This window comes from Kribbella flavida DSM 17836 (assembly GCF_000024345.1).
Classification (GTDB): domain Bacteria; phylum Actinomycetota; class Actinomycetes; order Propionibacteriales; family Kribbellaceae; genus Kribbella; species Kribbella flavida.
The window spans coordinates 2,961,314-2,979,801 of sequence record NC_013729.1 but is presented as its reverse complement, the minus strand read 5'-3'; the positions used below and the strand labels follow the sequence as shown (position 1 = coordinate 2,979,801).

Sequence of the window (18,488 nt, the reverse complement as noted above, 5' to 3'; positions counted from 1 at the left end):
TCGCCGCGAGGTACCGCCGGCGCCGACTACCCGCGGTTCGTGAAGGTGACGGCCTTGGCGTGCGGGACGAGCTCGATCTCGTCGCCCAGGGCCCACTCGGCGACGCGGGACACGACTTCGGGCGCGACCGCTTCGGCGATCCCAGGAGTGGCCGGGATGCCGGTGGTGGTGTGCGCGTCGTGCGGCAGAACGACGCGGTAGTCCCGAGCCAAGGCGGTGCGGGCGGTCGCGCTCACACACATCTCGGACATCAACCCGCAGATGGCGAGCGAGGTCACCCCGTGCTCGGCGAGCAGCTCGGCGAGCCCCGTGTCCCGGAAGGCGTCGTCGTACGTCTTGCGGATGACCACCTCGGTGGAGCCGCCGTTGCCGAGCGGCGGGAAATGGAGCTCCCAGCCGGGTGTGCCGGGCGCGTCGACCTGACCGGTTTCGCCGTCGTTCTGGACGTGCACGACGAGAGCGCCGCTGTCCCGGGCCGCGGTGAGCAGCTGTTCGGCCTGGGCGACCAGGTCGTCCGCAGCTGGCACTGCGTGCTCGCCCGCGACATGGCCGGCCTGGATGTCGATGATCAGCAGGGCGTCGACGGGTTCCACGGTGGCCGGCATGCGGCGATCTTCGGCGATGCCGCAGGGCGGGTCAACTGGATATCCACAAGCACCCGTCGTCGACCTGCGAGCGTCGTCTAGCGAAGTGCCTTCCGCGCCAGAACCAGCGTGACGGCCAGACCGAGGAGACCGGCCAAGGCGATGGCGAGGTCGGGCCGAAGGACAGTACCGACGACCCCGGCGAGCGCGATCGCCAGGCCTTGCACCGTCATCAGTCCGCTGGTCTGCACGGTGAACAAGCGCCCCCGGTACGCCGGGGCTGCGGCGTCGAGGATCAAGGGGTCGATACCCTGGTTGAACGCGTGGCCGCTGCCCGCGACAACCAGCAGCACCGCTGCCCACGGGACGGACGGGGTCAGCACGAAGGCGATGGCCGGGAGCTGGGTCGCCAGCAGGAGCGGGACGACCAAGCGACGACGGGTCGCCGGCGACAGGCGGGCGACGACGAGCTCGCCGATGACGGTACCGGCGGCGTACCCGGTGAAGAGGGCTCCGGCGGTGGTCGCGGGCGCACCGGAGCGGACGACGTACGCGACGGCCAGTCCGTCGGGGACGGCGGAGAAGGCGGGCGCGGCCCAGGTCAGCAGGATCAAGCGTCGGAGTCGCTGCGTCCTGAACAGGTGGCGAAGGCCTTCGAGCGACGCTTGCAGGGTGTTCTGGGTGGTTCCGGTTGCCGGGGTCCACGGCGTGCCGAAGCGGATCAGCGCGGCGGAGAGGACGAAGGTCACCACGTCCAGGGCGAGCAGCCAGTGGGCGCCGACTGCGGCGACGGCGACGGCGCCCAGCGCGAAGCCGGTGAGCACCGTCACCTGACTGATTGCCCTCAGCAACGAGCGGCCGGCGGGGAACAGCTCCGCCGGCAGGAGGTGCGCCAGGCTGGCCGAACGGGCTCCGGCGAAGATCGGCGCGACCAGGCCGGCGATCAGCAGCAGACCGAGCAGGGCCGCGACGGGAAGGCCGGGCACGAGCATCGCAGCGATGCAGGCGGCGCTGACGAGGTCGCAGCCGACCAGGACCGAGCGGGCCGGGAACCGGTCGGCGACCGAGGAGAAGACCGTGCCGCCGAGAGCGAACGGGAGGAACGAGCAGACCAGGACGAGGGCCGACAGCAGCGGGGATCCGGTGCGCTCGAAGACGAGGATGGAGAGCGCGACCTGCGCTGCGACGGTGCCGGCCATCGACACCGCGTGCGCGGCGAACACCGCCCGGAGTCCCGGAACCCGCAGCACCGCCCCGTAGCCGGTCGCAGCCGGACCGACGGGCGGAGGCACGGCGGTCGGGGGCGCGGCGGGTCGGCGCGGCGAGCTGTGCGAAGCGTTGGAGTCGGGCGGAGTGGTCACGGGGTGAGGCTGGCCCGCGCAGGGTCGCAGGGACTATACATTCGGGTGTGACCGAAAGTTCGTGGGCATGACCGTGCTGCGCTTCACCCGGGCCGACGCCCTGCGGTGCCGGTTCGGGATGTCGCCGGTGTGGGAGACGATGTCGGCGGTGCGAGTGCTGCACGGGCACCAGCATCGACCGCTGTACGCGCCGTGGGTCGCGGCCAGGACGGAGACGGCCGCGCGCCTCGATCTGAGCCTGCTGCGAGCGGTGCAGCCGCGAACCGGGTTCACGCCGGACTTCCTCACTCCGCCGCCGACCGCGTCCCGGGCCAGGTTCGGCACCGAGATCGCCAGGGTCCGCAGTACGCCGCTGGAGCTGGTCAGGGCCGAGCTGGTCCGGTCCCGGGACGAGTCGAACAACCCGGCCGCGGCCGAGATCGACCGGATGCTGACCGACGTCGCCGGGGCGCGGGAGCGACTCGCCGATCAGCTGGAAACCGCCTGGACCGCGCTGATCGAGCCCGACTGGCCGCTGATCAGCCGGGTCCTCGACGACGACATCGCCCACCGCGGACGGCAGCTCACGACGGGCGGACTGGCCCAGCTGTTCGACGACCTGCATCCCACACTGTCGTGGGAAGGCGACCGGCTGATCGCGTCGCGCTACCGGGAGCCCGACCGCGAGCTCGCCGGCGAGGGCCTGTTGCTGGTGCCCGGCGCCTTCGCCTGGCCGCACCTCGTGGCGGTCGTCGCTCCCACCTACCAGCCGACTCTGGTCTATCCCGCGCGAGGCGCCGCGCGATTGTGGTCCGACGTTCCGCCGCCGCCCGATCCGTTGGCCAAGTTGCTCGGGCGGACCCGAGCGACCCTGCTGGCCGCGCTGGACCCGCCGGCAACCACCAGCGCGCTGGCAGCGCAGTACGGGCTGGCGCTGGCGACGGTGGCCGAGCACCTGGCCGCGCTGTACGGCGCTGGGCTGGTGACGCGTCGCAGAACGGGGCACCAGGTGCACTACTGGCGTACTGATGTCGGACAGGCAGTGCTCGACGCCTCCGTCGGCTGAGGCGCGGCGCTACCGGCCAGAGCGGTCAGGCATCCGAGCGGTGAGAAAGGTCTCGACGTCCTGTAATGAGTGTGGCAGCGTGACACCCATGTACAAGGCCCGGCCGTGACCCGGCCGGACGGAGCAGGTGGGAGTCGAGGATGCCGGCAGTGCACGACGCGGCCAGGACGAAGTCGATCGGGCTGACCTTCGCGGTCTTCTCGGCGATCACTTTCGGCGGGTCCGGCCCGTTCGCGAAGGCACTGATCGGTGCCGGGATCTCCCCGCAGCAGGCCGCCTGGCTGCGGATCCTCGGCGCCGCCGCGCTGCTCGTCCCCCTGGTCCTGATCTTCCGCGGCACCACCGGCCTGCGTGCTGTCCGGACGTCGTGGCGACCGCTCGTGCTGTACGGCGTGACCGGGATCGCCGGCTGCCAGACGCTGTTCTTCGTCGCCGCCAGCCGGCTGCCGGTCGGTGTCGCGATTCTGCTCGAGTTCACCGGTCCGGTGCTGGTGGTCGGCTGGCTCAAGTTCGGCCGCAAGGTGGCGGTGCCGAAGGCGGCCGTGCTCGGGGTGGTGATCGCGCTGGTCGGGCTCGCGACCGTCGTGGAGATCTGGTCCGGGGTCCAGCTCGACCTGATCGGCCTGCTCGCGGGCCTCGGCGCCGCCGCCTGCCAGGCGACGTACTTCATCCTCATCGACCAGCTGGCCGGCGTCGCCGACCCGCTGGTGATGACCGCGGCCGGCAGTGTCGTCGGCGCGGTCGTGCTCACGGCTGTCTCGGCGCCGTGGGGCATCCCGTGGCACGCGTTGACCGATACGATCGCGATCGGTGAGCGGTCGGCGCCGGGCTGGGTGTTCGCCGCCTGGCTGATCGTGGTCAGCACGGTCGTCGCGTACCTGGCCGGCGCGGCCGCGGTGCAACGCCTGTCCGCCGCGATCGGCGGAGCAGTCGCGTACGTCGAGGTGGTCGCCGCGAGCCTGTTCGCCTGGATCCTGCTGAACGAGACGCTGCGCACGAACCAGGTGATCGGCGGCGCGATCGTGCTGCTCGGCGCGTTCGTCGCCCAGTCCTCGGTCGGCAAGGTCGCACCCCCGGAGGTCCCCGACACCGACGACCCCGCCACCTCGATCGCCCCCGACACCCCGCAGCCCGCTCCCCCGCTGACCACCCGCTGACCACCCACTGACCTTGAGCACGCACCAGCCGTGCCCGGGCGATCCGCTTGGCCGGCCGGTGCTCAAAGTGGGGCGAGGTGAGGCCGCAGGGCGAGGTGGCCGCCGGGGCGAGGTGAGGCCGCGGGGCCCGGGCCGGTCGCCGTACGACGCGACTGGCCGGGCCGTCCAGGGGTGCTAGAGCGAGGGCTCCAGCAACGACACGACGAGTTCCTGCGGCAGCCCGTGGGTCTCGTGCAGGTAGTCGAAGTCGTTCTGGTCGAGCGTCTTGCGGAACCGGTCGTGGCTGAGCACCTTGCGGCCCCGCTCCAGCAGGTTGGTGAACCGGATCTCCTCGTCGATCAGGATCCGGCGCACCAAGGTGACCAGCTCGCCCTGGTGGAAGTGGTCGAGCGTCTGCTGGAACAGCTCGATCGGCAGCTCGGACAGGCTGCGGGACTCGTCCTCGCGCCACAGGATGGTCAGCGCCCGGCGGATCAGCCGGCGCAGCACGTAGCCGCGGCCGGTGTTCGACGGGTGCACCCCGTCGCCGACGATCACGATGCTCGACCGGAGGTGGTCGATCACGATCCGCTCGGACTGCTCGTCCAGTGTCCACAGCCGCGGCACGGTCGTCATCCACGGCTCGAACAGACTGGTTTCGTAAACCGACTGCTTGCCTTCCAACACCATCGTCAGCCGCTCCAGCCCGAGCCCGGTGTCGATGTTGCGCTGCCGCAGCGGCTCCAGCGAACCGTCGTCGAGCCGGCGGTAGCGCATCATCACGTGGTTCCAGACCTCGACCCAGCGCTTGTCGGTGGTCGGAGTGCCCTCGGGTGAGCCGCCCCCGGTCCAGACGAAGATCTCCGAGTCCGGACCGCACGGCCCGGTCGGGCCGTTCGACCACCAGTTGTCGTCGGTGGTCAGCTCGATCGGCAGCCCGAGCGACTGCCAGGTCCGCAGCGACTCCTGGTCCAGCTCGACCTGGCCGTCGCCGCCGAACACGGTGACGTAGAGCTGCCCCGGGTCGATACCGAACCGCTCGGTCAGCAGCTGATAGCCCCAGCGCAGCGTCTGCTCGCTGCCGTAGTCGCCGAGCGACCAGGAACCGAGCATCTCGAACACGGTCAGGTGGGTCGGGTCCCCCACCTCGTCGAGATCGGTGGTACGCAGGCATCGCTGCACCCCCACCAGCCGTCTGCCCAGTGGATGCGGTTCGCCCTCCAGGTACGGCGTGAGTGGGTGCATGCCGGAGGTCGTGAAGAGCACCGGATCACCGGGGCGCGGGATGAGCGAGGACCCGGTGGTCGGGACGTGGCCGTGCCGGGTGAAGAAGTCGACGAAGGTTTTGGTCAGGTTCATGGCAGGTGGTCCTTGTCTGTTGCGGACCGGAAACAGAGCACCTGGCCTCGGAAACGAGAAAACCGGCGGACCGTTTCCGGTCGCCGGTTTCTGGAAGCAGATGTCAGGCAGCGGCAGCCGGAGAGCGGAAAGCTCGTACGGCTGCGGCGAGGCGGGACATCTGATGCATGTCCCCAAGAGTACAGGTTTCGGCTCAGACGTCGAGCAGGTTCCGCAGCTCGGCGCCCGACCGGGCCCAGCTCCACTCGGCCGCGACCCACTGCCGGCCGGCCTCGCCCAGCATCTTCGCGCGGACCGGGTCGGTCAGCAGCTCCACCAGCCGGACGGCCGTCGCCACCGGGTTGTACGGGTCGACCAGATAGCCGGTCCGGCCATGGCGGACGGTGTCGCCGGTGCCGCCGGAGTCACCGATCACCACCGGCTTGCCGGTCGCGGCGGCTTCCAGCGTCACGATGCCGAGCGCCTCCGGCTCGAGCCCGAATCGCCTTGTCCTGCAGGGCATTGCGAACACATCGCCCGCATCGACATACGGCGGGATGTCCTGCCACGGCACCGCCCCAGCGAAGCGAACGCTCTCCCCCAACGGCTCGGCGAGCAGCTCCAGCCGCGCGCGTACCGGGCCGTCGCCGACGAGCAGCAGCACCGCATCCGGTACGTCGGCCAAGACCCGCGGCCAGGCCCGGATCAGGGTGTCCTGCCCCTTCCGCGCGATCACTCGGGACACGCAGACGACGACCGGGCGATCGCCGAGGCCGAGACGCCTCCGCACCGCGTCTCCCCCACAGCCTGGGAAGAACCGTGCCGTGTCGACCCCCGGCGTCAACCGCTCGATGCGCGTACCCGGCGACAGAGCCGGGGCGATCCGCTGCTCGCACCACGACGAGACGGTGGTCACCACGTCGGCCGCGGCACCGATTCGCCGCAGCGCCTGCCGCGATCCGGGAAGTCCCGCCCACCAGGTCTCGTGGCCGTGGGTCAAGGCAACGATCCGCCGCGCCCCGGCCCGGCGAAGGGCCGGCCCCATCAGGCCGAGCGGAGCCGCGGCGCCGAAGACCACCCGGTCGGCGCCGTACTCGCGCAGCACCTGGACGGCGTACCGGGTGATGCGGGGTGTCGGCAGCAGCATCGTGCTGCGGTCGCGGACCACGCGGAACGGCAGGCTCGCGTCGTACTGCGTGTCGCCGGGCTCGTGGGAGGTCAGGACGACGAGCTCGTCCGCGGGCAGCTCGTCGCACAGCGAGCGCACGAACGTCTCGATCCCGCCCTGGCGGGGCGGGAAGTCGTTCGTGATGACGAGAACGGTCATCGCCGCACGGTGTCCGCGCTGCCGGTCATCGGCGGACCAGCGGGGGCACCGGGTCGCCCTGCTCGCTGCCCCAGGCGCGGCCCATCGCGATCCGCTCCGGCGGAGTTGGATGACTGGCGAACATCCAGTACCGCCAGCGGCTCGGCTCCAGGCCGGAGATGTTGCGCACCGACAGCGCCCGCTGCATCTCGACGAAGGTCTTCGCGTCGTTCGTCAGCCGCAGCGAGTGGTGGTCGGCGCGGGCCTCGATCCGCCGGCTGACCAGGTTCTGCACCGGGGACGACAGCGTGGTGCCGACCACGACCAGGGCCAGCAGCAACGCCGTCCGGCGCGGATCGGCCATCCGGGCACCGAGCACCAACTTGAGCAGCACCACCGCGAACGCGGCGCCGAGCGTGCCGATCAGGGTGCCGTGCAGCACGTCGTCCTCAGCGGCATGGCCGAGCTCGTGCGCGACGACCAGCCGGACCTGGGCGGGTGACGCGTCCTTCAGCAGCGTGTCGTAGACCACCAGCCGGCGGGTCGAGCCGAACCCCGACACGTAGGCGTTCAGCGCGGTCGTCCGCTTCGACGCGTCGGCGACCAGCACGTCCTTCACCGGTACGCCGTCCTCCCGGGCCAGCTGCAGGAACTCGTCGCGCTGCGGCCCGGGCGCCATCGAAGCGAACTCGTTGAACCGTGGCTCCACCAGCACCGGGTAGGCGAAGGAGACACCCAGCACGAGCACCGCACCGGCGATCGCCGCGGGCGCCCACCACCAGGTCCGCCACTTCCTCGCGAGCGCGATCAGGCCGAGCGCGATCGCGATCAGCGCCGCCGACATCAGCAGCCAGTTCACCGCGCGGTCGCGCAGCCACAACCCCCAGCTCTCGGTGGACAGGCCGTAGTCCCGGGTCACCTGCTCGGCGAACGCGTCGGTCGGCAGCGTCACCAGGCTGGTCAGCAGACCGAGGCCGGCCACCAGCACCGGAACCGCGAGGTACCAGCGACCGATCCGGAGTACGTCGTACAGGCGGCGGCCGAGCGGGCTGAACCCGATCGCGAGCGGGACCAGCACCGACAGCACCCAGGATGTCGTTGACCAAGGCAACAGCTCCTGCCGGAACCGTTGCTGGCGGTCGATCTCGGCACTGGTGAAGTCCGCCGCGGCGTCCGGCTTCGGCACGTCGATCAGGTGCCACGGTGTGGTCGTGACGATCACCACGACCAGCGCGGCGGCGACCAGCGCACCGGCCACCCAGGGCGCCCGGCGGGCGGCCGCCTCAGACACCGGCGAGCCTCTTGATGTAGTTCTGCCAGTCGGCGACGAACTGCTGCTCGGTCGTCCCCAGCACCGTGCGGAAGGCGTCGGCGAGCCCGTTCGGGCTCTTCGACGCGTGCACCGTCCGGTAGAACTTCACCAACTTGCTCTGCCCTTCCCGCTCGGCGATCAGGCGGCAGGCCAGCCAGCCCGACTCGTAGGCCTGCGGAAGCTCCGTCGACGACGCGGCGAACGCCTCGGGACGGGGCAGCTCCTTGGGAACCTTGCCCGCCCGGACCGCCTTGAACAGTTCCTTCGCCGCCGACTCGTCCTGGACGGAGACGGCGTTGAACGCGACGTAGTCGGCGAACCCCTCGGCCAGCCACAACGGTACCGGCGAGGCGGTCGCGGTCGAGGCGACGTGCGTCGTCTCGTGGGTCAGCACGATCCGCCGGCCCTGCTTGCCCAGCTCGTCGAACAGCTTCGGGTTCGCCACGATCCGGACCGGGGCACCCGACTGCGGCGTGTCCAGCTCAGCCATCGTGACCGCGGCGATCTGGGTGTAGGCGCCCTGCTGGGCGCCGAGCACGTTCTCCATCTGCGACTGCTTGGCGGGCAGGTAGATGACCGCCTTCTTCCGCCAGTTGTCGCCCCACACGTCGCTGACCGCGTCGATCGCCCGATCGGTGACGGCGGCGTAGTCGTCGGCGTCGGCCTGCGAGTTCAGGCTGATCACCAGGGTGTTGGCGCTCTTCGCGACGTCGATGCCGCCCAGCGCCCAGATCGGCCGCCGCTGCCCGACGACGAACCGCTCGGAGAACGACGCGGCGTACGTCGTACCGTCGCGGGTGACGAACGTCACCGGCAGGGTCTCCCGGGCCGGCTTCGCGTCGAAGCCGGTCAGCTGCCAGGAGACCTCGACCTGAGCCAGCCAGGACTCGGTGCCGCCGAGCTCGCGCTGGCGGTCCGGCTCGAGCGCGCCGGGGTCGTCGCTGACGTAGCGGAGCTGGAAGGTGGCGAGCGGGAGCTTGCCGAGGTTGGCGTAGATCGTGCGGGCCTGCTGGTCGAAGGACTTCGCCTCCGGGTCGATGGTGCGCAGGAAGTCGCTGCGGCGCTCGGCGCGGATCGCGGTGACCATCTTCTGCAGGACCGCTTCGCCGGCGACAGCGCGGCGTACTCCCTCGGAGGCCTCGTCCTCGGGGGTGGACGAGGTCTGGACCGGGTTCGTGGTACCGGATTGGCCGGCCGAGTTGGTGGGCGCGTCGTCGAGCTGCCGCACTCCGGCGAAGACCGCGACGCCGACGAGCCCGATCGCGGTGCCGAGCGCGATCCGCTGCAGCAACGGACGCGGCAGCGGCCAGCCAACGCTCTTCCAGGCCCTTTCCCCCGGCTTCCCGCCGCCGCTGCCACCCGTACGCCGCGCGTCGTCGCCCGGCGCGGCCTGCTCGGCGCGGCGCCCCGACGCCTGGCCGGCACTGCGGTCCGACGCACGCTCTGCGCGCCGCTCCGATACCTGACCGGCGCTGGACTCCGACACACGCTCTGCGCGCCGCTCCGGTACCTGGCCGGCGCTGGGCTCCGACGCGGATTCTGTGCGGCGCGCTGATGCAGCCTCGGCGGACGGTGCATGGGCGGCACGGTCCGCACGGCTTGGCGGCTCCGACTTCGTCGGGCGGCTCGGCTGGGCGGCGTGCTCCGTGCGGCTGCTGCCGGCCGTCTGCTCCGGGCGGGAGTCTTGGTCCCGAGTCGGTTGCTTCGTCGTCTGCTGTCCGGTTGACGGCTGCTGAGCCGACTGGCGCTCGGCTGACCGCCGCTCAGCCGGCCGCTGTCCTGCTGACTGTTCCTGAGCCGACTGGCGCTCGGCTGACCGCCGCTGGGCCGCCTGCTCGGCGGGTGGCTGCTCGTCCCACCAGCCGCCGGTGGCCGGCGGCTGGGCGGCCGGCTTGGGCCGAGACTCCGCGTCGTGGGAACTGCTGGACCGGCGCGACTCGGCGTCGCGGGAACTACTGGACCGGCGGGACTCGGCGTCGCGGGAACTGCTGGAGCGGCGGGACTCGGCGTCGCGGGAACTGCTGGGGCGACGGGCGGCGTGCTGGGCGGGGATGACGATGGTGGTCTGGTCCGCCGGGGACTTGCCCGAGGAGCCCTTCGGCCGGCGGCTCGACTCGCGGTCGGCGGTCGACCTCGCCGTGGACGACCTCGAGTCGGTGGACGAGCCGGACGTGGCGGGCTTCGGGTCGGCGGGCGCGTCGTCCGGCTGGGACGGCAGGACGACCGTCGGCTGCTCGGCGGCGGACGGCGTACCGGGCGGAACGGCAGGCAGCGGCGTGGTGTCGCGCTGGTCGTCGTTCACCTCGGCCCCTTGCTGCTCACCCTGCCCCAGTCAGGAGGGTCACTCTAGGCGTCTCCCCGGACAGGAAAACACACTGGTGGTGAAACGACACGGCCCCGGGGGGCGTGCCCCGGAGCCGCGATCACACCTCGTTACCGGGCGAACTCAGCCCGGGCGGACCGCACCGCTGTACGGCATGGAATCGATCGAGTCGGTCTTCACCGGCTTGCCCGGACGGCTGGCGTGCACCATCCGGCCGTTGCCGATGTACATGCCGACGTGGCTGATCGGGCTGTAGAAGAAGACCAGGTCACCCGGCTGCAGCTGGCCGCGGCTGACCCGCCGGCCCTCGTTGATCTGCGCCCGGGAGGAGTGCGACAGCGAGACGCCGGCGCGCGCCCAGGCCGCCTTCGTCAGACCGGAGCAGTCGAACGAGCTCGGGCCCTCGGCGCCCCAGACGTAGGAGTCGCCGAGCTGGGCCATCGCGTACTGCACCGCGACGCCCGCACGCCCGCTCGCCGGTACGACGGTCTTGTCCTCGTCGTCCTCGTCGTCCATCCGGCCGCTGCGGGTGGGCCGCTGCTCCCGGGCCTCCTCGGCCTCCTGCTCGTTCTCGGCCTGGATCCGGGCCCGCTCCTCGTCGCTCAGCTTGCTGAGCACCTTCTCGGCGGCGTCGAGGTTGGTCTGGATCTGCTTCTTCAGCGCGTCCTGCTTCGCCTGGACGGCCTGCAGTGCGGCCAGCTCGGCCTGCTCGCTGGCCTGCAGATCGGTCAGCTTGCCCTGGGCCGCCTGGAACCGGCGGAGCGCCGAGTTCTGCTGACCGGCGTACGCCTGAGCGGTGGAGGCCTGGCTCAGGAACTGGTCCGGGTTCGTCGACAGCAGCAACTGGGCCGTGGTCGTCATCCCGGAGGTCTGGTACCCGGCGACCGCGAGCGAGCCGATCTGCCGCTTCACCGCGTCGACCTGGGTCTGCTGCTTCTTGATCCCGGTCTGCAGCGCCTTCACCCGGTCGGTCGACGCCTTGATCTGACCGCGCAGGTCGTTGGCGGACTCACCGGCTTGCTCGGCCTTGTGCTGCAGGGCCGCCACCTGGGCCTTCGCCTGCGTCAGTGTGGGCTTCGGGTCGGCGTCGGCCGCTCCCTGGACGAACAGCACGCTCGCCACGACGGCGGTGCTGGTGATGGCGGCGAGGGCGATACCTCTGGTGCGGTTGATGCGTCCGATGGACACAGCCCGGTCGGTCCCTTCCTCTGCTCGACGCCGTCCCCGTGGACCGCGCACGCGAGGTGCCGAACCTACCGCAGTGGCTCGGACACCATCCGGCGGGTCACCCCTCGGCTGGTGCTGCCCCGCCGGTCGGGTCGACCGGCACGCTCAGGCAACGAGAGGTAACAGTAGTAACCGATTCGTGACCGGTGCAATTCGCCCCTCGGGTTTGATCCAAAATTAACGTCGGGCACAGCCGCCTTGCCGGGCACAGCTCAGACCGCGTCGGCGGCCGGATCGCCTTCTGCAGCAGTGTTCGGCTCGACACTGCTGACGGCGTGCACCAGCCGCAGCGGTGGCACCAGCCCGGACCGGGCCAGCGCGTCCAGCGCCGCTCGCTCCTCGTCGTCGATCCGCAGCTCGCCGGTCCGCTCGGCGGTCAGCCCCAGCACCACGGTGACCACGCAGTCCTGACACCCCGGACCCTTCATCACGCACGCGTCGCAGTCGATCAGCACAACGTCCTCCAAAGTGGGGAAGCACCCGGACTTGCATCCGGCTGAGAAGGACGCTAGAGGCCCCCACCGACAGTTTTCGGATCAGCCGCGGGCGATCCGGGCGATCAGGCTGACCGCGGACAGCGCCCGGGCGCCGAGCTGGATGATGCTGTCGGCAACCTCACGGTCGGACGAGACGACCACGATCGGGCGGCCCGGCGGCTCGGCGCGGACCAGTTGCCGGATCACCTCGTCGGCGATCACCCCGGCCGGGCTGAACCTGACCCGCACCCCGCGGGGCGGCGTCAGCTGCACCGGCCCGGACAGCTCCGCGCCGTCGAAGACCACGGTGATCTCGACCCGGCGCTGCGCCACCAGCGCGCCCAGGGCCGTGACGAGGCGCTGGCGCTGGGAGTGCAGCGGGGAGTTCGGCCAGGCGGTCTTGGTGACGTTGTAGCCGTCGACAACCAGATGAACCTGCGGCAGCGCGAGCAGCTCGTCGAACAGAGCCGGGTCGTCATCCGGTGCGGACCGGCCGACGGGCGCGGCGGACGGCTCCACTCCGGCGACGGTGTCGGCCGGGCGGAGCTCTCCCCCAGGCGGAAGCGCCAGTTCACGCCGAAGCCCCGCAGCGGCCTCGACGAGCGTGTCGAGCAGCAGCCGGGTCCTGGTCGAGGCCATCTCCCGCTCCTGGCCGGCCGTACGCCGTGCAGCGTGCTCGACGGCTTCCAGCTCGGTGATCCGGGCCCGGAGCTTGCGCACTTCCCGCTCGACCTCGGAGCGGGCGGCCGCGACCCGCTCGTCCGCCGACGTCGCCTCCGTCGTACGCAGCTCCAGGTCGCTCTGCAGGCCGCTGATGCGCTGACGTGCCTCGTTGAGCTTGCGGCGCAGGGTGGTGTTCTCGGTCTTGAGCTCGGCGACCTGTTCGCGCAGACGCTCGCGCACCTGACGGGTCTCCGTCCGCGCCTGCTCGAGCTGCTCGCTGAGCCGGTTGAGTGCCTGGTCGTCCACGGCCGGCTGCTCCGGCTTCACCTGCGCCGCCGCGGCGACACGGTCCTCCCAGTCGTCAGGGCGCAGCAGATAGGCCAGCGCCGCCACCTCGACCGGCTCGGCCGCGGGCACCGGAATCCCCTCGGCGACGGCGTCGCCCAGCTCGGGGTGCTCACGGCGTACCTCGAACGCGACCAGGCGGCGGAAGTGCTCGTCGGTGGCCAGGATCGGACCGAGCACGGACGCCGACAGCTTCGCGCGCTTGCCGGGCGCGAAGCTGGCGAACCGCCGCAGCGGCGGTGGGATGTCGGTCGCGGGCAGCTGGCCGAGCGCCTGCGCGGCGAAAGCGAGAACCCGTTGCCGTACCGGTTCGGGCAAGGCGGTGGCAGCAGAGCCGGCGGCGGTGCCTGCCTCAGTCACCGGTCCGCAGTCCGGCCCGGACGGAGGTCTGGCTCAGCCAGTGATGCAGACCACAACGGCCGGGCTCACGGCCCGAGATCGCGGTGATCGCCTGAGTGCGCATACCGCCAGCGTAGTCGGTCCCGCTGCGTGTCAGCGCAGGAATTGTCGGCGGCTGCTTCTAGCGTCGTCGCCATGAGCAGCCCCCTGCCGGACTCCGCCGCCGCCCCGGCGCCCGGACCGGTCGCGCCGATCCGAGGCGTGCAGCCGAGTTTCGACGACCTCGGGACCCCCTTGCGGGACGTCACCTTCTGCGTCGTCGACCTGGAGACCACCGGCGGCGCGCCGGGCGACTCCGGCATCACCGAGATCGGCGCGGTCAAGGTCCGGGCCGGCGAGCTGGTCGGCGAGTTCCAGTCGCTGGTGAACCCGGCCGAGCCGATCCCGCCGTTCATCGCCGTGCTGACCGGGATCACCGACCTGATGGTTGCCTCCTCACCCCGGATCGGGTCGGTGCTGCCGGCCTTCCTGGAGTTCGCCCGGGGCTGCGTGCTGGTCGCGCACAACGCGCCGTTCGACGTCGGTTTCCTCAAGCACGACAGCCAGGTGCACGGCTACGACTGGCCCGACTTCCCGGTCGTCGACACCGCGTTGCTGGCCCGCCGGGTGCTCACCCCGGACGAGGTGCCGAACTGCAAGCTCGGCACGCTGGCGAAGCTGTTCCGCGCCACCACCACGCCGAACCACCGGGCCCTGTCGGACGCGCGGGCGACCGTCGACGTGCTGCACGGGCTGTTCGAGCGGGTCGGGTCGCTCGGCGTGCAGACGCTGGAGGACCTGCAGACGTTCTCGGCCCGGGTCGCCCCCGCGGTCCGCAAGAAGCGGCACCTGGCCGAGTCGTTGCCGCACGCACCGGGCGTCTACCTGTTCACCGACGACCGCGGCGAGGTGCTGTACGTCGGCAAGTCCAAGGACCTGCGGACCCGGGTCCGGTCCTACTTCACCGCCTCGGAGACCCGGACCCGGATCGGCGAGATGATCGGCATCGCGTCCGGGGTGCGCGGGATCGAGTGCGGCACCTCACTCGAGGCCGAGGTGCGCGAGCTGCGGCTGATCGCCGAGCACAAACCGCGGTACAACCGGCGCTCGAAGTTCCCCGAGCGTCAGCACTGGCTGAAGGTCACCGTCGAGCCGTTTCCGCGGTTGTCGCTGGTGAAGCAGGTGCGTGACGACGACGCGGGGTACCTGGGGCCGTTCAGCTCGCGGAAGACGGCCGAGCGGGCGATGGCCGCGCTGCACGAGGCCTTCCCGATCCGCCAGTGCACGGACCGGATGTCCCGTACGCCGCGAATGTCGCCGTGCGTGCTGGCCGAGATGGGCCGCTGCGTCGCACCGTGCGACGGGCGGATCGACATCGACGGGTACGCCGAGTTCGTGGCCGGCCTGCGGACCGCGCTGGTCGCCGATCCGGGTCCGGTGGTCGAGGCGCTGACCCGGCGGATCGACCTCCTGTCGGCGGACGAGCGGTTCGAGGACGCCGCGGTGCACCGGGACCGGCTGGGCGCGTTCGTGCGGAGCAGCGCGCGGATGCAGCGGATGGCGTCGGTCACGGGGTGCGCGGAGATCTGCGCCGCCCGGCGGACCGAGGACGGCGGCTGGGAGTTGCACGTGATTCGTCGCGGACGGCTGGCGGCGGCCGGCATCGCCCAGCGGGGGACGGATCCCCGGCAGTACCTGGAGATGCTGCGTGCGTCGGCCGAGACGGTGCTGCCCGGGATCGGGCCGGTCGCGTCGGCGTCGCCCGAGGAGATCGAGCTGGTGCTGCGGTGGCTCGACCAGCCGGGCGTGCGGCTGGTGGAGATGGACGGGACGTGGACCTGCCCGATCTCCGGCGCCGGGCGGCACCTGCGGCGGCTGGATCCCCCGCGGTCGGAGGAGCACCGCCATCCGTCGGAGCGGCGGCAGCGCCGGATGCGGCCGGTCGGGCCCGCTCGGGTCGGCTGATCCGGGTGGCTCTGTGCGCGACCCCGGCGCCGGTTGTGCGCTGGTGGACGGGCGGCGCGTCGGTCGTACGCCGTACCGAGCGCCGGCGACGCATATGCTTCAGCGCGGTAGGGGACGGTTGCGAGGAGAGGACGACATGGTCACGGCGATCGTGTTCATCAAGGCGGACGTGGCACGGATCCCGGAGGTCGCCGGGCAGGTCGCGGCGATCGACGGAGTCAGCGAGGTGTACTCCGTGACCGGCGGGCTCGACCTGATCGCGATGGTCCGGGTCGCCCACCACGAGGACCTGGCCAGCGTGATCCCGGACCAGGTGAACCGGGTGCCCGGAGTGCAGAGCACCGAGACGCACATCGCGTTCCGGACCTACTCGACGCACGACCTGGAGGCGGCGTTCAGCCTCGGCCAGGAGGACGGTGTCTGAGGGCCGGATCGACCCGCCTGACTGACACGAGCTGAAGTTACGGTGAACCCATGAGCAACCCTCCCGCCGGCTGGTATCCGGACCCCACCGGACAGCCGAACACCATTCGCTGGTGGAACGGGACGCAGTGGACCAACAAGACCGAGCTGGAGACCCCGGCGGACGACGCCACGCAGGTCCAGTCCGCTGTCTCGGAGCAGTCCACGGACACCGCCACCGAGAACGCCGCTGACGACGCCGACGCCGGCGCGGGCTGGGCCCAGGGCGTGGCCGACGCGTCCGGTGCGTGGAACCAGGGCGGCGCCGGTTCGGCCGGCTGGAGCCAGGGCGACGCGGCCGGTGCTGGTCGGGGTCAGGACGATGCGACTGGCGCCGAGGCGGCCGGTGCGGGCTCGGGCGGGTGGAGTCAGGGCGGCGCGGGTGCGGCCGGTACGAGTGGCGCAGACGGTGGCGGGTGGAGCCAGGTCGGCGCGGGTGCGGCCGGATGGGGTGAGGCCGGCGCGGGTGCGGCCGGATGGGGTGAGGCCGGCGCGGGTGCGGCCGGATGGGGTGAGGCCGGCGCCGGAGAGGCGGCCGGCGGCGTACCGCAGACGGCTGCCGAGAAGGCTGCGGCCATCAGTGCTGCGGAGAAGGCGCGCGCGACCTGGACACAGAAGCCGGCCGGCTCGACGAACGCCAGTCACTGGACCCAGCAGGCACCGCCGCAGGCGTCCGAGCAGACCACTGGCCCGGACCCCGAGACGGTCGCGGGTGACGCGGGTGAGCCCGCGCAGGGCAACTGGACGCTGAAGCTGGCGACGGACCCGAGCAGTACTTCGGCTTCCGACGCAGAGGGTGCGGACGACTCGCAGAGTGGCAGCGACCCGCAGGTCCAAGCCACTGAGGAGACGGCCCCGTTCCCGGACCACTGGCGAACGAGCAACGACTCGCAGCCCTCCACCCCGTGGGGCACGGAGCAGCAGACACCCACCGCGTGGGGCCCAACACCTGACCCGCAGGCCTCTCCGCAGTGGGGCGCGGACCAGCAGACGCCGGACCAGTGGGGACCGACAGTTGACCCGCAGGCGTCCGCGCAGTGGGGACAGGACGGCCAGCCGAGCAGTACGACGCCGTGGGCGGGCGCGATCGAGCAGCAGAGCCAGGGGCAGTGGTCCGGCACGATCACCCCGCAGACCGGCGTACAGCAGGGTGCTGGGCAGTGGGGTCCTGCTGTCGGCGGTGCCGGCGGGTGGCAGGCCGCCGGGCCGGCTGGGCCTGTCGGTGGCGGTCAGCGGCAGAAGCCCTCGGACGGCAAGTCCGGTGGGCCGCCGAAGACCCTGCTCGTCATCGCCGGTGTTGTCGGCCTCGTGCTGATCGTCGTGGCCGGCGTCTTCTTCATCGCCAACCGCGACGACAAGACCGCCGACCCAGGGCCGTCGCCGACGGTCCAGCCCACCGGCAGCCCGACGGGCGACCCGACCGGTACGCCGACGTCTTCACCGACCAGCGCGGCGACGAGCCAGCCGTCGCCAACCGGCCCCCAGCCCGGACAGTCGAAAAATCCCAAGCTGCACGAAGGGCGGATCGCGTCCACCGCGATCTCGTTCCCGCGCCAGCGTCCGCCGTGGTCGGACCGCAAACGGCTCGTGCCGCAACTGCTGAACTCCAGCGGCCAGTACGTGCTGCTGCAGGAGAACTTCGACGGCAAGAACGACTGGTACGCCGACGCGTTCGTCGGTGCCCTCGGCACGTCGGTGCTGTTCAACGGCAACGTGCAGGCGACCGCGTCCGACCTCTCCACCCAGCTGCGCACCTCGCTGTACGGCAGCATCCCGGTCAGGTTCACGCCACTGCGCGACGGAGCCGTGAAGCGGTCCGGCAAGAACGGCTGGTACTACCAACAGACCGTCACGGCGAACCACCCGAAGATCGCCGCGCGGGTGCTCACGCTGACGGTCGCCGTCTTCGACCTCGGCGACGGCACCGCGGTCGCCTACATCAGCGACATCCCCACCAACCGGCCGGACCTGAAAGCGGCCGAAGCCCAGGTCTACAAGGGAATCAACGTTGGCTGAGAACGAGACCCCGAACCCGCCCCCGCCCTCTCCGGGTCCGCCTCCCCGCCACAGCGCACCGGCCGCGGACCTGTCCGCCCCCTTGGACGCCGACGGGCGCCCCCACGCGTCTGCGGACGCTTCCCCCAGCGGCTTCCCCTCGGACGCCGAGCGGCGCCCGCACGCGCCTGCCGATGCGGCGGGGTCCTCCGCCGAGAACTGGTTCCCCGCGGACGAGAGCGTCCCGACGGACGAGTCCGGGTCCGGGAGTCGCTTGGCGGACTCCGCGGCGGCGGATTCGCTTGCGGCGACGCCGCCTCCGCCGGTCTCCCCTACGGCCGATCCTTTGCTGGCGACCATGCCTCCGCCCGCGCCGAAGTCGCAGTCCGCACCCTCGGGTCGCGGCCGGCCGGCTCAACCGCCGGCCGCGGCTCAGTCGTCGGGGACGGGCCAGTCGCCGGCGACTGCTCAATCGCCGGGGACGGCCCAGCCGTCGGGGACTGCTCAATCGCCCGGGACGGGCCAATCGTCGGCGGCTGCTCAATCGCCGGGGACGGCCCAGCCGTCGACGG

General features: G+C 71.8%; 14 protein-coding genes. 5 read left to right on the top strand and 9 right to left on the bottom strand.

Annotation, left to right across the window (positions count from 1 at the left end; all coding sequences use genetic code 11):
• Positions 1 to 26: 26 nt before the first annotated feature.
• Positions 27 to 605 (bottom strand): isochorismatase family protein, encoded by a 579-nt coding sequence (locus tag KFLA_RS13900; RefSeq protein WP_012920429.1) that lies wholly within the window; start codon positions 603 to 605, stop codon positions 27 to 29.
• Between the two features lie 77 nt (positions 606 to 682).
• Positions 683 to 1,945: an MFS transporter gene (locus KFLA_RS13895; protein ID WP_237706801.1), complete on the bottom strand. Its 1,263-nt coding sequence runs from the start codon at positions 1,943 to 1,945 to the stop codon at positions 683 to 685.
• A gap of 67 nt (positions 1,946 to 2,012) precedes the next feature.
• On the opposite strand from KFLA_RS13895, the gene KFLA_RS13890 reads away from it, so the two are divergent.
• Entirely contained in the window at positions 2,013 to 2,990 is a 978-nt protein-coding gene (locus KFLA_RS13890; protein WP_012920427.1) for an ArsR/SmtB family transcription factor, read from the top strand.
• A 140-nt stretch (positions 2,991 to 3,130) separates the two neighbouring features.
• Complete coding sequence (locus tag KFLA_RS13885) at positions 3,131 to 4,147, top strand: EamA family transporter (protein ID WP_012920426.1); 1,017 nt, start codon at positions 3,131 to 3,133, stop codon at positions 4,145 to 4,147.
• Between the two features lie 174 nt (positions 4,148 to 4,321).
• On the opposite strand, the gene KFLA_RS13880 is transcribed toward KFLA_RS13885, so the two are convergent.
• The 7 genes from KFLA_RS13880 to KFLA_RS13850 all read right to left on the bottom strand — a co-directional run bounded on the left by KFLA_RS13880 (position 4,322) and on the right by KFLA_RS13850 (position 13,476).
• Positions 4,322 to 5,485, bottom strand: a complete 1,164-nt coding sequence (locus KFLA_RS13880) for an alanine--tRNA ligase-related protein (RefSeq protein WP_012920425.1) — start codon at positions 5,483 to 5,485, stop codon at positions 4,322 to 4,324.
• A 193-nt stretch (positions 5,486 to 5,678) separates the two neighbouring features.
• Entirely contained in the window at positions 5,679 to 6,791 is a 1,113-nt protein-coding gene (locus tag KFLA_RS13875) for a glycosyltransferase family 4 protein (protein WP_012920424.1), read from the bottom strand.
• A gap of 25 nt (positions 6,792 to 6,816) precedes the next feature.
• The gene (locus KFLA_RS13870) at positions 6,817 to 8,061 is read right to left on the bottom strand and encodes a M48 family metallopeptidase (RefSeq protein ID WP_012920423.1); all 1,245 of its coding nucleotides are present in this window, start codon (positions 8,059 to 8,061) and stop codon (positions 6,817 to 6,819) included.
• Positions 8,054 to 10,384, bottom strand: coding sequence for a hypothetical protein (locus KFLA_RS38310; protein WP_202797121.1), 2,331 nt, complete (start codon positions 10,382 to 10,384; stop codon positions 8,054 to 8,056). The genes KFLA_RS13870 and KFLA_RS38310 overlap by 8 nt, the downstream gene beginning before the upstream one ends.
• A gap of 144 nt (positions 10,385 to 10,528) precedes the next feature.
• Positions 10,529 to 11,593, bottom strand: a complete 1,065-nt coding sequence (locus KFLA_RS13860; protein WP_012920421.1) for a C40 family peptidase — start codon at positions 11,591 to 11,593, stop codon at positions 10,529 to 10,531.
• A 251-nt stretch (positions 11,594 to 11,844) separates the two neighbouring features.
• A complete protein-coding gene (locus tag KFLA_RS13855; protein WP_012920420.1) occupies positions 11,845 to 12,087 on the bottom strand; it encodes a hypothetical protein in 243 nt (80 codons plus the stop codon).
• Between the two features lie 81 nt (positions 12,088 to 12,168).
• Positions 12,169 to 13,476, bottom strand: coding sequence for an NYN domain-containing protein (locus KFLA_RS13850; protein WP_012920419.1), 1,308 nt, complete (start codon positions 13,474 to 13,476; stop codon positions 12,169 to 12,171).
• A 174-nt stretch (positions 13,477 to 13,650) separates the two neighbouring features.
• Here KFLA_RS13850 and KFLA_RS13845 point away from each other — a divergent pair, with 174 nt between their 5' ends.
• From KFLA_RS13845 to KFLA_RS13835, 3 genes are all read left to right on the top strand, one after another.
• The gene (locus KFLA_RS13845) at positions 13,651 to 15,459 is read left to right on the top strand and encodes a DEDD exonuclease domain-containing protein (RefSeq protein WP_012920418.1); all 1,809 of its coding nucleotides are present in this window, start codon (positions 13,651 to 13,653) and stop codon (positions 15,457 to 15,459) included.
• 136 nt (positions 15,460 to 15,595) lie between these two features.
• Entirely contained in the window at positions 15,596 to 15,883 is a 288-nt protein-coding gene (locus KFLA_RS13840) for an Lrp/AsnC family transcriptional regulator (protein ID WP_012920417.1), read from the top strand.
• A 50-nt stretch (positions 15,884 to 15,933) separates the two neighbouring features.
• On the top strand, positions 15,934 to 17,937 hold the full coding sequence (locus KFLA_RS13835) for a DUF2510 domain-containing protein (RefSeq protein ID WP_012920416.1): 2,004 nt from the start codon (positions 15,934 to 15,936) through the stop codon (positions 17,935 to 17,937).
• Positions 17,938 to 18,488: the final 551 nt, after the last annotated feature.

Excerpts from the sequence above, each read along its gene's own strand:
- KFLA_RS13900 (WP_012920429.1), bottom strand. The coding sequence starts at position 605 with ATGCCGGCCACCGTGGAACCCGTCGACGCCCTGCTGATCATCGACATC.
- KFLA_RS13890 (WP_012920427.1), top strand. The coding sequence starts at position 2,013 with ATGACCGTGCTGCGCTTCACCCGGGCCGACGCCCTGCGGTGCCGGTTC.
- KFLA_RS13885 (WP_012920426.1), top strand. The coding sequence starts at position 3,131 with ATGCCGGCAGTGCACGACGCGGCCAGGACGAAGTCGATCGGGCTGACC.
- KFLA_RS13880 (WP_012920425.1), bottom strand. The coding sequence starts at position 5,485 with ATGAACCTGACCAAAACCTTCGTCGACTTCTTCACCCGGCACGGCCAC.
- KFLA_RS13875 (WP_012920424.1), bottom strand. The coding sequence starts at position 6,791 with ATGACCGTTCTCGTCATCACGAACGACTTCCCGCCCCGCCAGGGCGGG.
- KFLA_RS13845 (WP_012920418.1), top strand. The coding sequence starts at position 13,651 with ATGAGCAGCCCCCTGCCGGACTCCGCCGCCGCCCCGGCGCCCGGACCG.
- KFLA_RS13840 (WP_012920417.1), top strand. The coding sequence starts at position 15,596 with ATGGTCACGGCGATCGTGTTCATCAAGGCGGACGTGGCACGGATCCCG.
- KFLA_RS13835 (WP_012920416.1), top strand. The coding sequence starts at position 15,934 with ATGAGCAACCCTCCCGCCGGCTGGTATCCGGACCCCACCGGACAGCCG.